At 72.5% G+C, this 14,703-nt stretch carries 14 protein-coding genes; 5 read left to right on the forward strand and 9 right to left on the reverse strand.

Annotated features, from left to right (window positions below):
* Positions 1-41: 41 nt before the first annotated feature.
* Entirely contained in the window at positions 42-362 is a 321-nt protein-coding gene (locus ACFY6S_RS05620) for a DUF5955 family protein (RefSeq protein ID WP_388823176.1), read from the reverse strand.
* A 197-nt stretch (positions 363-559) separates the two neighbouring features.
* Here ACFY6S_RS05620 and ACFY6S_RS05625 point away from each other — a divergent pair, with 197 nt between their 5' ends.
* Both ACFY6S_RS05625 and aceB read left to right on the forward strand, forming a co-directional pair.
* Entirely contained in the window at positions 560-1,276 is a 717-nt protein-coding gene (locus ACFY6S_RS05625) for an NTP transferase domain-containing protein (RefSeq protein WP_388823178.1), read from the forward strand.
* An 80-nt stretch (positions 1,277-1,356) separates the two neighbouring features.
* Positions 1,357-2,991, forward strand: a complete 1,635-nt coding sequence (gene aceB / locus ACFY6S_RS05630; RefSeq protein WP_388823180.1) for a malate synthase A — start codon at positions 1,357-1,359, stop codon at positions 2,989-2,991.
* A gap of 49 nt (positions 2,992-3,040) precedes the next feature.
* Here the strand turns inward: aceB and ACFY6S_RS05635 are convergent, their stop codons facing one another.
* The 4 genes from ACFY6S_RS05635 to uraD all read right to left on the reverse strand — a co-directional run bounded on the left by ACFY6S_RS05635 (position 3,041) and on the right by uraD (position 7,088).
* Entirely contained in the window at positions 3,041-3,631 is a 591-nt protein-coding gene (locus tag ACFY6S_RS05635; RefSeq protein ID WP_388823182.1) for a helix-turn-helix domain-containing protein, read from the reverse strand.
* 134 nt (positions 3,632-3,765) lie between these two features.
* The gene (locus ACFY6S_RS05640; RefSeq protein WP_388823184.1) at positions 3,766-5,142 is read right to left on the reverse strand and encodes an 8-oxoguanine deaminase; all 1,377 of its coding nucleotides are present in this window, start codon (positions 5,140-5,142) and stop codon (positions 3,766-3,768) included.
* A gap of 99 nt (positions 5,143-5,241) precedes the next feature.
* A complete protein-coding gene (pucL, locus tag ACFY6S_RS05645) occupies positions 5,242-6,123 on the reverse strand; it encodes a factor-independent urate hydroxylase (protein ID WP_388823186.1) in 882 nt (293 codons plus the stop codon).
* Between the two features lie 8 nt (positions 6,124-6,131).
* Positions 6,132-7,088: a 2-oxo-4-hydroxy-4-carboxy-5-ureidoimidazoline decarboxylase gene (gene uraD, locus ACFY6S_RS05650; RefSeq protein ID WP_388823188.1), complete on the reverse strand. Its 957-nt coding sequence runs from the start codon at positions 7,086-7,088 to the stop codon at positions 6,132-6,134.
* 337 nt (positions 7,089-7,425) lie between these two features.
* Between uraD and ACFY6S_RS05655 the strand changes: the two genes are divergently transcribed.
* A complete protein-coding gene (locus ACFY6S_RS05655; protein ID WP_388823190.1) occupies positions 7,426-8,616 on the forward strand; it encodes an FAD-dependent monooxygenase in 1,191 nt (396 codons plus the stop codon).
* A 69-nt stretch (positions 8,617-8,685) separates the two neighbouring features.
* Here the strand turns inward: ACFY6S_RS05655 and ACFY6S_RS05660 are convergent, their stop codons facing one another.
* Complete coding sequence (locus ACFY6S_RS05660; protein ID WP_388823866.1) at positions 8,686-9,042, reverse strand: helix-turn-helix domain-containing protein; 357 nt, start codon at positions 9,040-9,042, stop codon at positions 8,686-8,688.
* A gap of 53 nt (positions 9,043-9,095) precedes the next feature.
* Positions 9,096-9,398 (reverse strand): hypothetical protein, encoded by a 303-nt coding sequence (locus ACFY6S_RS05665; protein ID WP_388823192.1) that lies wholly within the window; start codon positions 9,396-9,398, stop codon positions 9,096-9,098.
* A 184-nt stretch (positions 9,399-9,582) separates the two neighbouring features.
* On the opposite strand from ACFY6S_RS05665, the gene ACFY6S_RS05670 reads away from it, so the two are divergent.
* The gene (locus tag ACFY6S_RS05670; protein WP_388823194.1) at positions 9,583-10,341 is read left to right on the forward strand and encodes a hypothetical protein; all 759 of its coding nucleotides are present in this window, start codon (positions 9,583-9,585) and stop codon (positions 10,339-10,341) included.
* A gap of 63 nt (positions 10,342-10,404) precedes the next feature.
* Here the strand turns inward: ACFY6S_RS05670 and ACFY6S_RS05675 are convergent, their stop codons facing one another.
* Both ACFY6S_RS05675 and ACFY6S_RS05680 read right to left on the reverse strand, forming a co-directional pair.
* Complete coding sequence (locus tag ACFY6S_RS05675) at positions 10,405-12,033, reverse strand: AMP-binding protein (protein WP_388823196.1); 1,629 nt, start codon at positions 12,031-12,033, stop codon at positions 10,405-10,407.
* Complete coding sequence (locus ACFY6S_RS05680; RefSeq protein ID WP_388823198.1) at positions 12,030-13,739, reverse strand: AMP-binding protein; 1,710 nt, start codon at positions 13,737-13,739, stop codon at positions 12,030-12,032. Before ACFY6S_RS05680 ends, ACFY6S_RS05675 begins: the two co-directional genes overlap by 4 nt.
* 141 nt (positions 13,740-13,880) lie before the next feature.
* Between ACFY6S_RS05680 and ACFY6S_RS05685 the strand changes: the two genes are divergently transcribed.
* On the forward strand, positions 13,881-14,693 hold the full coding sequence (locus tag ACFY6S_RS05685) for a response regulator transcription factor (RefSeq protein ID WP_388823868.1): 813 nt from the start codon (positions 13,881-13,883) through the stop codon (positions 14,691-14,693).
* The last annotated feature ends 10 nt before the right edge of the window (positions 14,694-14,703 follow it).

Below are 14,703 nucleotides of genomic sequence, written 5' to 3' on the forward strand. Positions count from 1 at the left end.
CCGGCCCGAGCACGGCGCACCGGCCCCGCACTGCCGCCGGCTCAGCGGGGCGGCGGCAGGGTGTCGCCGAACAGGTCGACGGCGTTCCGTACCTCCATCAGCGGCTTCCGCAGCGCGCTGACCGAACCGATCGAGCCCACGACCAGCAGCAGCGACCGGCGCATCCTGGCCGTCTCGGGCGCGCCGTCCGCCACCATGGCGGCCAGCGCCGCCAGCTCGTCCTCGGCGATCGCCCGGTCCCTGAACTCCACCTGATATCCGGCCAGTTCACGCCGGAGCTGGGCCACCGCCGCACCCAGCCCCACCAGTCTCGGGTCCTCGCCCCGCTCCGTCACCGGCGGCTGTCCCACGCTACGCAACACAGCTCTCCCCCTCACCCCTCCGCCCGGGCACACCGTTGTGCCGGACACGGCTCCGTGCCGCTGTACCGATTCCCCCCTGGACGGTGGTCAAGCGCCAAGGTTCGCGCGCAAGTTAACGCCATCGCGTGCCGTACGCGCCACTCCGCGCCCGCGGCGGCACGCGTACGGGACGGGCGCCCGGATGGTATGCAGGGCGCATGGCAGCCGCACCCGCGACAGACGCCCACGGCGCACCGCTCCCGCACGGAGGCCGTCCGCCCGGCCCGGCCCCGGCGCGGCCCGTGGCCGGGCTGCTGCTCGCCGCGGGCGGGGGACGGCGGCTGGGCGGCCGCCCGAAGGCGCTCCTGCCGTACCGGGGCCGGCCGCTGATCGAGCACGCGGCACGCGCCCTGCGCGAAGGCGGCTGCGCTCCGGTGCACGTGGTGCTGGGCGCGGCGGAGCGGGAGGTGCGTGACCTGGCCGCGCTGCCCGGCTGCGTCCTGGTCGGCAATCCGCGATGGCCGGGGGGCATGGGCACCTCGCTGCGGGCCGGGCTGGAGTCCCTGGCCGGTACGGGCGCCGCGGCGGCGCTGGTGCTCCTGGTGGACCAGCCGGGCATCGGTGCGGCGGCGGTGGCCAGGGTGGCGGCCGCCTACCGCGACCCGCGTTCGCTCGCGACGGCGTCGTACGGGGGAGGACGCGGCCATCCGGTGCTGCTCGGGCGCGGCCACTGGGCGGCGGTGGCGGCGGACGCGGAGGGCGACCGGGGGGCACGTGTCTACCTGAAGGCGCACCGGAACGAGATCGTCACGGTGGAGTGCGGGGACCTCGCGAGCGCCTACGACATCGACACCGAGGAGGACCTGTGGCGGCTGGCACCGGCCCCGCCGCCACCCTCCCCGGCGCAGGAGCCGCCCCCTGCGACACCTCATTGAACTTCCACCATGAGAAAACTACTATCCATGCACCAGAAACCGTCCGGCGTGCGCGTCCGCCGGTGAAGGAGTGACCGCTCATGTCCGCACCAGCGCCCTCACCGCCGACGATCGTCGACGCCGAACCCCTGCCCCGGCAGGACGAGGTCCTCACCGCCCCCGCGCTCGCCTTCGTCGCGGAGCTGCACCGGCGGTTCACCCCCCGCCGTGACGAGCTGCTCGCCCGCCGCGCCGGGCGGCGCGCGGAGATCGCCCGCACCTCCCGCCTGGACTTCCCGCCGGAGACCGCCGCCGTGCGCGAGGACGACAACTGGCGCGTCGCACCGGCGCCCGCCGCGCTGGCCGACCGCCGTGTGGAGATCACCGGCCCCACCGACCGCAGGATGACCGTCAACGCGCTGAACTCCGGTGCCCGGGTCTGGCTCGCGGACTTCGAGGATGCCTCCGCCCCCACCTGGGAGAACGTGATCCTGGGTCAGCTCAATCTGATCGACGCCTTCCGCCGCCGCATCGATTTCACCGACCCGCGCTCCGGCAAGTCGTACGCGCTCAAGCCGGCGGACGAGCTGGCGACGGTCGTGATGCGCCCGCGCGGCTGGCACCTGGCGGAGCGCCATCTGCGGCTGGACGGCGAGGAGATCCCCGGCGCGCTGGTCGACTTCGGGCTGTACTTCTTCCACAACGCCGAGCGGCTGATCGAGCTGGGCAAGGGCCCGTACTTCTACCTGCCGAAGACGGAGTCGTATCTGGAGGCGCGCCTCTGGAACGACGTCTTCGTCTTCGCGCAGGAGTACCTGGGCATCCCGCGGGGGACCGTGCGGGCGACGGTGCTGATCGAGACGATCACCGCCGCCTACGAGATGGAGGAGATCCTCTACGAGCTGCGCGACCACGCCTCCGGGCTCAACGCGGGCCGCTGGGACTATCTCTTCTCGATCGTGAAGAACTTCCGTGACGGCGGAGCCAGGTTCGTCCTGCCGGACCGCAACGCGGTGACGATGACGGCGCCGTTCATGCGCGCGTACACCGAACTCCTGGTCCGCACCTGCCACAAGCGCGGCGCGCACGCCATCGGCGGCATGGCGGCCTTCATCCCCTCGCGGCACGACGCCGAGGTCAACAGGGTCGCCTTCGAGAAGGTCAGGGCGGACAAGGACCGCGAGGCGGCCGACGGCTTCGACGGCTCGTGGGTCGCCCATCCGGATCTGGTGCCGATCGCCATGGCCTCCTTCGACGCGGTGCTGGGCGACCGCCCGAACCAGAAGGACCGGCTGCGCGAGGACGTCCGGGTCGCCGCCGAGGACCTCACCGCCATCGACTCGCTGGACGCCCGCCCCACGTACGAGGGGCTGCGCAACGCCGTGCGGGTCGGTATCCGCTACATCGAGGCGTGGCTCCGGGGCGTGGGCGCGGTCGCCATCTTCAACCTGATGGAGGACGCGGCCACGGCCGAGATCTCCCGCTCCCAGATCTGGCAGTGGATCAACGCGGGCGTCGAGTTCCCCTCCCCCGACGGCGCCACCGTGCGGGTCACCCCCGCTCTCACCCGCCGGCTGGCCGCCGAGGAACTCACCGCCGTCCGCGCCGAACTCGGCGAGGCGGCCTTCGCCGCCGGCCGCTGGCAGCAGGCCCACGACCTCCTGCTGACGGTCGCGCTGGACGACGACTACGCGGACTTCCTGACCCTCCCGGCCTACCGGCAGCTCCGCGGCTGAGCGGTCCCGGCACCCGCCCGGCCGGGAGCGGGCGCGCCGGACGCGGGGGTCAGTTCCCGGCGGGCCGGGCCCGTACGTGCATGCGCTCGCCCTGCGGGCCGAAGAGGCTGAGCAATTCGACCGCTTCCGGTCCCGCGCCGGTCCACGCGTGCGGGGTGCGGGTGTCGAACTCGACGACCTCGCCCGGGGTCAGGACCAGGTCGTGTTCGCCGAGGAGCAGCCGCAGCCGGCCGGACAGCACGTAGATCCACTCGTACCCCTCGTGCACCCGCTGCTCCGGCTCGGGGCCCCGCTGCCGCCCGGCCGGGATGATCTGCTTGTACGCCTGCACTCCGCCGAGGTGGCGGGTCAGCGGCAGAAACGTCATGCCGTGGCGGGTGATGGGGCGGGGATGGACCCGCGGGTCCCCGGTGGGCGGTGCGTCGACCAGCTCGTCCAGCTGCACCCCGTACGCCTTGGCCAGCGGCAGGAGGAGTTCCAGGGTGGGTTTGCGCTGCCCCGACTCCAGCCGCGAGAGGGTGCTGACGGAGATCCCCGTCTTCTCGCTCAGCTCGTTCAGGGTGGTGTCGCGGTCCCTGCGCAGGGACCGCAGCCTGGGGCCGACCGCCGTCAGGACGGTCGAGAGCTCGTCGTCTGCCATGGTTCCATTTGCCATACCGGCAACACCCTTTGTCAAGCCGAGACGTCTACGGGGCGGAGACGCCTGCCCAGCGGAGGCGTCCTGACGCGGTGATCCACGGGCGGCGGGCAGCGCTCGCGCGGTCCCGCTCCGGCTCAGCCCTGTGCGGCGATCCGGGCGAGCCGGCGCGCCTCGTGGCGTGCGGCCCGGGCCACGGCGTCCTCGTCCACCGTGGTCAGCCGGCCGTCCTCGACCAGCGCCCGGCCGTGGACGAGGGAGAGCGTGACGGGCGCCGCCGCCCCCAGGACCAGCGCGGCGACCGGGTCGGCGATGGAGGAGTGGGCCAGGGTGTCCAGTCTCCACAGCACGAGGTCGGCGAGCTTACCGGCTTCGAGGGAGCCGATGCGGTCGGCCCTGCCCAGCACCCGGGCGCCACCGTACGTACCGAGCCGCAGCGCCTGACGCACTGTCAGCGCTCGTTCCCTGTGCGGGCCGAGGCGGTTGACGAGCAGCGCGTTGCGCAGCTCGGTGTGGAGTTCGCCGGACTCGTTGGAGGCGGTGCCGTCCACCCCCAGACCGACCGGGACGCCGGCCGCGAGCATGTCGGGGACGCGCGCGATGCCCGCCGCCAGGCGGGCGTTGGAGGACGGGCAGTGGGCGACGCCGGTGCCCGTCCGGGCGAAGGCCGCGATATCGGAGTCGTTCATATGGACGCAGTGGGCCATCCACACATCGGGGCCGAGCCAGCCGGTGGACTCGAAGTAGTCGGTCGGGCCCATCCCGAACAGTTCCTCGCAGAACCGCTCCTCCTCCGCCGTCTCGCTGCCGTGGGTGTGCAGCCGCACGCCCTTGCGACGCGCCAACTCCGCTGCCCGCACCATGAGTTCGGTGGACGCGGAGAACGGTGAGCACGGCGCGACGGCGATCCGCGTCATCGCGTCGGGCGAGGCGTCGTGGTGGGTGTCGATGGTCTCCTCGGTCGCGGCGAGCGCGCCGTCGAGTGTCTCGACGGCGAAGTCGGGCGGCAGGCCGCCGTCCGACTCGCCCCGGTCCATGGAGCCTCTCGCGAGGGTGAACCGTACGCCCGTCTCCACCGCGGCGCCGATGATCGCGCCGGACAGATCGCCCGCGCCCCGCGGATGGACGTAGTGGTGGTCCATCGCGGTGGTGACACCGCCCCGGGCCATCATCGCGAGCGAACCGGCCGCCGCCGCGCGGACCATGGGCTCGTCGATCCGCGCCCAGGTGGGATAGAGCGCGACGAGCCAGTCGAAGAGGTGACGGTCGGTGGCGAGCCCCCGGGTGATCCACTGGTAGAAGTGGTGGTGCGTGTTGACCAGACCGGGGGTCAGCAGGTGGCCGGTGCCGTCGACACGGCGGACCACGTTCTCCAGACCGGCCGGGGCGCCGCCCGCGCCGACGGACTCGATCAGGTGGTCCGCGACGACGATATGGCCCGAGGCGTACTCGGTGTCGTGCGCGTCCACCGTCGCGATGGCGCAGTTCTCGATGACGATGCGCGATACCGCCATGGTGGTTCCCTTCCTCTTCTCTCGTCGGCTCTCTCGTCGGCACGGCACACGCCTCCGGTTCGGCGCGGCCCGCTGCGGCTCTCCCCCTGCGGACCGCGCTCAGGTCGACGGGATGCGCGGCTCGGCCCCCTCCCGCAGGACGGTGGCCTCGATCAGGCCGTAGGGCCGGTCGGCGGCGAAGTAGACGGCACCGTCCTCGACGTCGTTCGTCAGCCCGAACGGCTCCAGATCGACGAGGAAGTGGTGTTTGTTCGGCAGCGAGAACCGGATCTCCTCGATCTCCTCGCAGTGGTCGATCACGCGCGCGCCCATCCGGTACAGGCTCTGCTGGAGCGAGAAGGAGTAGGTGTCGGCGAAGGCTTCGAGCAGATGGCGCCTGGCCTCCCCGTACGACCGGTCCCAGTCGGGCTCCGCCGCCTCGTCGTCGCCCGACCATGCGTACCGCCAGCGGGCGGACACGTCGGTCGCGAGGATACGGTCGTACGCCTCCTTGAGCGTGGTGTACTCGTCCTTCGCGTACCCCCAGAACTCGGAGTCCGTCGAGTTGAGCACGGTCAGGTCCTTCAGCCCGGACACCACCTGCCACGCCGTCCCGTCGTAGGTGATCTCGGTGACGCGGATCTCCTGGCCCGAGCGGGCGAAGGAGTGTCCGCCCAGCCGCTGCCACGTGTACTCCTCGATCCGGACACGCGCCAGGTGTATCGGTTCCTGACTGGTCACGAAGTGCCGGGCCAGCAGGATGCCGAACCGCTCGGCCGACTCGATGCCGTGCCGCTTGGCGAAGGCGTACACCGTGTTCTTGGTGGTGTCGGTCGGCAGCACATGGGTGTTGGAGCCGGAGTGGTGGACGTCGTGCATGTCGCCCGAGAGGGCGACGGAGACGTTCAGGTCCTTGAGGTGGTGGGTGGCGCCGTCGCGCACGACCTTGACGACGCGGGTCTCCGCCTTGCCGTACTGGTTCTGGCCGAGAATCGTGGGCATGGCCTTCTCTAGCTCCCTCGGTAGACGGAGTAGCCGAAGGGGTTGAGCAGCAGCGGTACGTGATAGTGCTCGCCGGGGCTGACGCGGAACGTGATCGTCACCTCCGGGAAGAACGGCGCACCGCCGCCGGTGTCTCCGTCGGCGTCCTGGGTGATGTGCGTAGCGGTGTTCCCCATGTCGTGCGTCGTGGTGTCCGTGGTGGTGTGTTCCGCCGCGAGATACTCCTCGGTCGCGAAGTGCAGGCGTACCCGTGTGGCGGACTCCGGCAGGGCGGGCAGGTCCTCGCACCGTCCGTCGCGGTCGGTCCTGGAGCCGCCGAGCGTCACCCAGCGCGCGTCGTCGGTACCGGCCGCAGCGGCGAGCGACACCGGCACACCGGCGGCGGGGCGCCCCGCGCTGGTGTCGAGGATGTGGGTGGAGACCGAGGCGGCGGGGGGTCCCGGACCGTCGGCGCCGGTCCCCTCCGCGAGCCGGGCCAGCCGGACGTGGTTGATCCTGCCGAGTTCCCGGCGCGCCGTCTCGCGCTCCTGCTCCGGTGTACGGCCGAGCCGGGTGCGCAGCGCGTCGCGCATCCGCTCCGCGCTCGCCCCGGTGGCGCAGATCAGGAAGACATGCCCGAAACGCTCCTGGTAGGCCAGGTTCAATTCGAGCATCTCGGCTCTGAGCGCCTCGGAGGCGCCCGCCATCCCGCGCTGTTCACCGGCCGACACCGGGTCTCCGGGCGTCGGTCGGCCGATCGGCGGATGCCCGGCCAGCGCCTCGTCCAGATCCGCGCCGTCCAGCGCGGCCGTCGCCGCGTCGCTCGCGGCGAGGAGGCCGGCCGAGGTGGCGTACGGGCGCCCGGCGAGCAGGGCGCTCCCCCACGCGGAGGCCGCGCAGACATCCCGCAGCGCGGCCAGGGCCGTACGGTCGGGCGCGGCGTTGAAGCGGGCGAGGCCCGGGGGCGGAGCCGGTGTCGACGTCACGGGAGCCTCCGTGGCTGTACGTACAGAGGGGCGGCGGCGCGCGGGAACAGGGGCCCGCATCGGGGCGGAGCGTGTCCGGCACCCGACCCCGCCGAAGGGCGGACGGCGCCAGGTGCGCGACACCCCATAGCTAACGCCCCCCACGACGCCGCGTCAACAGTTTGTTGAATGACTCGATGGCGATGAGCCGCCACACCCCGCACACTTTACATACCTAAGTCAGGTATACAGTTGCCTCTGTCGTCGCTCACACGGAGCAACCCGTCTCCGCAGGACAGATACCTGACTGAGGTATGTACATGGCGGAGGCCGACGACCGGACCCGAGGAGAAGACCGATGAGCGGATCACCCAGGCGAAGCGTCCTTGTCTCCGGCGCCAGCATCGCCGGACCGGCGCTGGCCCACTGGCTCCACCGGTACGGCTTCGAGGTGACGGTCGTGGAGAAGGCCGCCACGGTGCGCGGCGGCGGATATCCCATCGACATCCGTGGCACCGCGATGGACGTCGTGGACCGCATGGGCCTGCTCCCCCGGCTCCGGGACGCCCACATCGACAGCCGGAAGATCACCTTCGTCGACGCCGCAGGCCACTCGGTCGGCTCCGTCAGGCCCGAGGCCCTGACCGGCGGTGTGGAGGGCCGTGACATCGAAGTCCCGCGCGGGGACCTCGCGTTCGCCCTGTACGACAGCGTCCGTGACGAGGTCGAGTTCCTCTTCGATGACTCCATCGCCACCCTGGACGACCACGCCGCCGGGGTCGATGTCACGTTCCGGGGCGGATCACGGCGCACCTTCGACCTGGTCGTCGGGGCCGACGGCATCCACTCGCACACCAGGGGCCTCGCCTTCGGCCCCGAGGAGAAGTACCACCGCTATCTCGGCCACTGCTTCATGGGATTCACCCTGCCCAACGACCGGGGGCTCTCGCACGAGGCCGTCCTCTGGAACACTCCGGGCAGGTCCGCGACCCTCTACGCCGCCGGGGACAGCGACCGGCTGTTCGCCCTCATGGCCTTCGCGGCGCCCGAACCGCCCTCCGGCACCTTCCGCGACCCGGCCGCCCAACGCGAGCTGGTGGCCTCGGTCTTCGCCGACGGTGGCTGGGAGATTCCCCGCATGATCGAGGCGATGCGCGGCGCCGACGACATCTTCTTCGACGCCGCCGGCCAGATCCAGTTGCCCCGGTGGTCCACGGGCCGGGTCGCGCTCGCCGGAGACGCGGCCCACGCGCCGTCGTTCTTCTCCGGACAGGGGTCGAGCATCTCGCTGGTCGGCGCCTACGTCCTGGCGGGTGAACTGGCCACGGCCCCCGACCACCGGACGGCCTTCGCCGGATACGAGGAGCGGGCCCGCGCGTTCGTGGAGACGAACCAGGCGCTCGCCCTGCACGGACTCGCCGCCATCGCCCCGGGCACCGCCGAGGAGCTGGCGCGGCGCGACCGGGCGCTGCTCGGTCCTTCCCTGGAATCCGGTGACGCGGGGAAGATCGCCAACTCGGCGCTGGAACTGCCCGGTTACCCCGGGTAGACCGGGCCGGCGCGGGGCCGGCCGCACGGGGTCAGCCGTCGCCGGGCGCGCGGGGCCGGCCGCGGGGGGTCAGCCGTCCCGCGCCGGCCGCTCGTCGCTCCCCTGCGCCTTGGCCCGCTGCTCGTTGGCGTAGTTGATGTAGTTGTAGACGGTGAAGCGGCTGACCCCCAGGGCGCTCGCCACCGTCTCGACGCCGTGCCGTACGGAGAAGGCGCCGCGCGCCTCCAGATTCCGTACGACCGACTGCTTCGCCCTGCGGTCCAGGTCGGCGAGCGGCATGCCGTGCCGGCGCTCCAGCGCCGCCAGGATGTGGTCCAGGGAGTCCGAGAGCTGCGGCAGGCGCACGGCGAGCACCGCCTCGCCCTCCCAGTCGAGGAGGACATCGTCGGGCTCGGCGGCCTCCGGGGCCAACAACTCGCCGCCCATGGCGTCGACGAGCGGTTTGACGGCCGCGACGAACGGATGGTCGGGAGCCGGGGTCACCGGCCGGCCTCCGGGCCCGCGTCTTCGCCGGCGGCCTCGCGCGGCCTCTCGCCGGCCGCTTCCCCGACCACATTGACCTGGAGCGAGATCCGCGTCGCGCCCACGGCCAGCGACCGGCGCAGCATCGTGTCCACCGCCGCCAGCACGGCGTCGGCGCCGCCCTCCGCCGTATTGCCGAACGGGCCGACGTCCACGGCGTCCAGCGCGGCGTCCTGCACGACCCGGCGGGCCACCACCGCGTGGGCGGGCGCCTCCTCCAGGTCGAAGGGTTCGGTCGTGAACTCCACTCGCAAACGCACTGTGCCTCCCCGTACCGTTCCGGCCCCGCGTCCCGCGCGACCGGGGGGCGCGGGCTGCCGGACTCAGCGTAACCATCCGGCGCGCGATGGGCGGCCGGGCGGGAAACCCTACCCGGACGGCCCGGTCCTGGTGGACCATGGGCGGGGGAACTCCAGCGAGAAGGACCGGAGGAGGCGAGGCGCGATGGAAGAGAGCGTTTCGGTGTGCTGTCCGTCCTGCGGAAGCCGCCATGTCTTCAGGGCCGCCGCCCACCCGTGCGTGTGCGGCGCGCCCGTGACACCGTCGCTGCGCGCGGACGCGTCCGCCGAGCCGGTCGCGCACCGCGCCTGGGCGGACGAGTGGGTGACGGTCCGCTGCGCGGCCTGCGGGAGTGAAGGCGACTGGCCGCGCCCGGAGTTGGGCTGCCCGTGCGGTACGGCGCTGCGGATCGCGGTGGAGGACGCGCGTGCGCGGCCGGCGCCCTCCGGCGCGCCGGAGGCCGCGCGGGCTCCCGGCGCCGGGCGGCCCGCGCACATCCCGCTGCCCCGTACCGCCAGGACGCCGCGCCCGCCCTTCCGGCCGACGACGATCCGCACGGCCCAGGACGTGGTGACCGCCGCCGCGCTCTATCTGCGCTGGCTGGGCTTCAAGAGCGTCGTACGGGCCGAGGGCGCGCCCTCCCCCGGCGGGCCGGCGGAGACAGGCGTCGACCTGTGCGGTCCCGATGTCGTCGCCCAGGTCGACCCGACCACCGGCCCGGCGACCCTGCGCGCCGTCGAGTGCCTCTGGCTCAACGGGCTCAGCGCGTCGACCGCGAGCGTCTACTTCGCGCTGGCCGGATACGCGGAGGACGCGCGCAGCCGCGCCGACGCCCTCGGGCTCCCCCTCTTCGTCCTGGACCTCACCGGTACCCCCCAACCCGTCAACGGCCACGCGGACGAACTCGTCTCGGCCGGCCCCTGACCGTACGTCCGGCTCCGGCGGCGGAGGAGCCGGCCGCGATCCAGGGCCCCGGCGTCGAGGGCCTCACCCCGGCGGCGGCCCGGCGAACCGTTCGCGCAGTTCGACCTTTCTGACCTTGCCGCTCACCGTCATCGGGAAGGCGTCCACGATCTCCACGCGGCGCGGGATCTTGTAGTGGGCGAGCCGCTCCCGGCAGTACGAGACGATGTCCTCCAGGGACGGCGGCGCCGCCGGGTCGCGCGGCATCACGCAGGCGAGGATCTCCTCGCCGTACTTCGGATCGGGGACGCCGACCACCTGGACGTCCGCGACTCCGGGGTGGCCGTACAGGAACTCCTCGATCTCGCGGGGGTAGATGTTCTCGCCGCCCCGGATGATCATGTCCTTGATACGGCCCACGATCCGCGCGTATCCGTCCTCGCCGATCACCGCCAGGTCACCGGTGTGCATCCAGCGCCCGGCGTCGATGACCTCGGCGGTGCGCTCCGGTTCGTTCCAGTAGCCGAGCATCACGCTGTAGCCCCGGGTGCACAGTTCGCCGGGCTCGCCGCGCGGCAGCGTGACCCCGGTCGCCGGATCGATCACCTTGACCTCGACGTACGGCAGCGCGCGGCCCACCGTGCCCGTACGGCGTTCCAGGTCGTCGTCGCGCCGGGTCTGGGTGGAGACCGGCGAGGTCTCGGTCATGCCGTAACAGATCGACACCTCGGCCATGTTCATCTCGGCGACGACCCGTTTCATCACCTCCACCGGGCAGGGGGAGCCCGCCATGATGCCGGTGCGCAGCGAGGTGAGGTCGTACGAGGCGAAGCCGGCGAGGTCCAGTTCGGCGATGAACATCGTGGGGACGCCGTACAGCGAGGTGCAGCGCTCGTCCTGGACCGCGCGGAGGGTGGCCTCCGGCTCGAAGGACGGCGCCGGGATGACCACGCACGCGCCGTGCGAGACGGCGCCGAGGTTGCCCATCACCATGCCGAAGCAGTGGTAGAAGGGGACGGGCAGACAGACCCGGTCCCGTTCCGTGTAGCCGACCGTCTCCCCCACGAAATAGCCGTTGTTGAGAATGTTGTGATGGGAGAGGGTGGCTCCCTTGGGGAAGCCGGTGGTGCCCGAGGTGTACTGGATGTTGATCGGGTCGTCGCAGGACAACTCGGCCGCTCGGTAGGCCAGATGATCGCTCGTCACATCGGCTTTGAGCGACAGGAGTTCATCCCAGCTCGGGTGACCGATGTAGTGCACGGCCCGCAGTGCGGGACACCGGTCGCGCACCTGGTCCACCATGGCCCGGTAGTCGCTGGTGCGGTGCGCGAGGGACGCGATCAGCACCGAGGTCCCCGACTGGTTGAGGACGAACTCCAACTCGTGGCTCCGGTAGGCGGGGTTGACGTTCACCAGGATCGCGCCGATCCGGGCCGTGGCGTACTGCGTGAGGACCCACTCGGGGCAGTTGACCGCCCAGATCCCCACCCGGTCCCCCTTCGCCACCCCGCTCCCGAGCAGCGCCCGCGCCAGCTCGTCGACGGCGGACCCGAACCCGGCGTAGGTCCAGCGCCGTCCGGAGGGAACGTCGACCAGGGCCTCCCGGTCGGGGAAGGCGGCGACGACCCGGTCGAGATCGCCGCCGATGGTGTCACCGAGCAGCGGGGTCGTGCCGGTGCCGTGCGTGTACGACGAGGCGCCCCGTTCCGTCACCGCAGCTCCCCCTCGTCGTACTGCACGCCGATGCCCCGCGCGGTCCGTTCCCGCAGCTCGATCCGGCGGATCTTCCCGGACACCGTCTTGGGCAGCTCGGCGAACTCCAGGCACCGGACGCGTTTGTACGGTGCCAGCAGCGCCCGGGAGTGGGCGAAGAGCAGCTTCGCCGTGTCGGGTCCCGGCTCCCACCCCTCGGCCAGCACGACATACGCCTTGGGCACCGACAGCCGCAGCGGATCGGGCGCGGGCACGACCGCCGCCTCGGCGACCGCCTCGTGCTCCAGGAGCACGCTCTCCAGCTCGAAGGGCGAGATCTTGTAGTCGGAGGACTTGAAAACATCGTCGGTTCGACCGATGTAGAAGACATATCCGTCGGCGTCCCGTGCCCCGATGTCACCGGTCCGGTAGTAGCCGCCCGCCATCACCTCGGCCGTCAGATCCGGATCTCCGTGGTAGCCGGTCATCAGGCCGACGGGCCGGGCCGAGAGGTCGAGCGCGATCTCTCCCTCCGCCGCGCCGGGCGCCCCGGTGACCGGGTCGAGCAGCTCGACCTTGTAGCCGGGCGTCGGCCGCCCCATGGAGCCGGCCTTCAGGAGCTGGCCAGGCGCGTTGGCCACCTGAACGGCCGTCTCGGTCTGGCCGAAGCCGTCCCTGATCGTCACCCCCCACTCGCGCCGCACCGTCTCGATCACCTCGGGGTTGAGCGGTTCGCCCGCCGCGACCGCCTCGCGCGGCGGGGTGCGCAGCTGGGAGAGGTCGGCCTGGATGAGCATCCGCCAGACGGTCGGCGGCGCGCAGAAACTGGTGACGCCCGCGTCGTCCATCTCCGCCATCAGCCGGGCCGGGTCGAACCGCGTGTAGTTGTGGATGAAGACGGTCGCCTCGGCGTTCCAGGGCGCGAAGAGGTTCGACCAGGCGTGCTTGGCCCAGCCGGGTGAGGCGATGTTCAGATGGACGTCGCCGGGCCGGAGCCCGATCCAGTACATGGTGGCGAGATGGCCGACCGGATACGACACATGGGTGTGTTCGACCAGCTTGGGGCGGGCGGTCGTGCCGGAGGTGAAGTACAGCAGCAGCGGATCGTCCGCATGGGTGACGCCGTCGGGCCGGAAACGGTCGGGCCGCTCGTACGCCTCGTCGTACGGCAGCCAGCCGTCCACCGCCTCGCCCACCGCGATCCGGGTGAAGCCGCCCGGGACCTCGGCGAACTTCGCCGTGTCCTCGGCGCGGACGATGACATGCCCCGCCCGGCCGCGCCCGACCCGGTCGCGCAGGTCGGCGGGGCCCAGCAGCGGGGTGGCGGGGATGACGACGGCCCGCAGCTTCATGGCGGCGAGCGCGGTCTCCCACAGCTCGACCTGGTTGCCGAGCATGACGAGGACGCGGTCCTCGGCCCGTACGCCCCGCTCGCGCAGCCAGTTCGCGACGCGGTTGGAGCGGGCGGACATCTCGGCGAAGGTGACGCGGGTGCGCCGGCCGTCCTCCTCCACGATGTGCAGGGCCTCGCGGTCCCCGGCCCGCCCGCCCTCGCCCTCCGCGATCCGGTCGAACCAGTCCAGCGCCCAGTTGAACCGATCGGGGCGCGGCCAGGAGAAGCCCTCGTACGCCGTCGCGTAGTCCTCCCGGTGCGCCAGGAGGAAGTCCCGGGCCGTCCGGAACCCCTCGGTGGGGTCGGTCGGGCCGCTCGGCTTCCTTGACGTCATGTGTCCTCCTCGTTGCGGGACCGTGCACTGACATCGTGTAATCAGTGACACAGGTCTCACCAGCCCCGGACGGGGGTGGTGGCACCACGGACAGAGGGGTGAGGTGTGGCCGAGGCGACCGGAGCGGCCGGGGCGGCCGAGATGCGGGCGGCGCTGCTGGGGCTGCGCAGGACGACCGGGCTGCCGGTGGCCTTCGGCGGACTGCTGCACGAGGCGGGGCGGCTGCGGATCGCCGAGCTGACCGGGGCCGTGACCGGCGCGCTGCGCGGTCTGGGGATCTCCTCGGGCAACGGGCTGGGCGGCAAGTCCATCGCGCTGGCCCGCCCCTGCTCGGTGACCGACTATCCGGTGGCGCGCCACATCAGCCACGAGTACGACGGCGCCGTGGCCGCCGAGGGGCTGCGCTCGGTGGTGGCGGTGCCCGTGGTGGTACGGCGCGAGGTGCGCGGGGTGCTGTACGGCGCGCTGCGCAGCGCGCTGCCGATCGGGGAGCGGGTCTTCGACGCGGCGGTGAGCGCGGCCCGCGACGTGGAGCAGGCCCTGGTCGTACGGGACGAGGTGCGCCGGCTGCTCTCGGCGGCCCGGGAGCCGGTGGCGGGCCCCGGCGCCTGGGAGGAGGTACGGGCGGCGCACGGCGAGTTGCGGGCGCTGGCGCCCCGGATCGCCGACCCGGCGCTGCGCGAGGAGCTGCTCGCCGTCTGCGGACGGCTGGCGGGTGCGGTGGAGCCGGCCGGCGAGAGGCCGCTCCGCCGGCTTCCGGTGGCGCTCGCGCCGCGCGAGGTGGATGTGCTGGCCTGTGTCGCGGCGGGCTCGACCAACGCCGGGGCGGCCGAAGTGCTGGGGCTGCGGCCGGAGACGGTGAAGGGGTATCTGCGCGCGGCGATGCGGAAGCTGGGCGCGCACACCCGGCTGGAGGCGGTGGTGGCGGCGCGCCGGGCGGGGCTGCTGCCCTGAGATTCGGGCG

The sequence above is a fragment of the Streptomyces sp. NPDC012835 genome (assembly GCF_042900885.1).
In the GTDB taxonomy this organism is placed as follows: domain Bacteria; phylum Actinomycetota; class Actinomycetes; order Streptomycetales; family Streptomycetaceae; genus Streptomyces.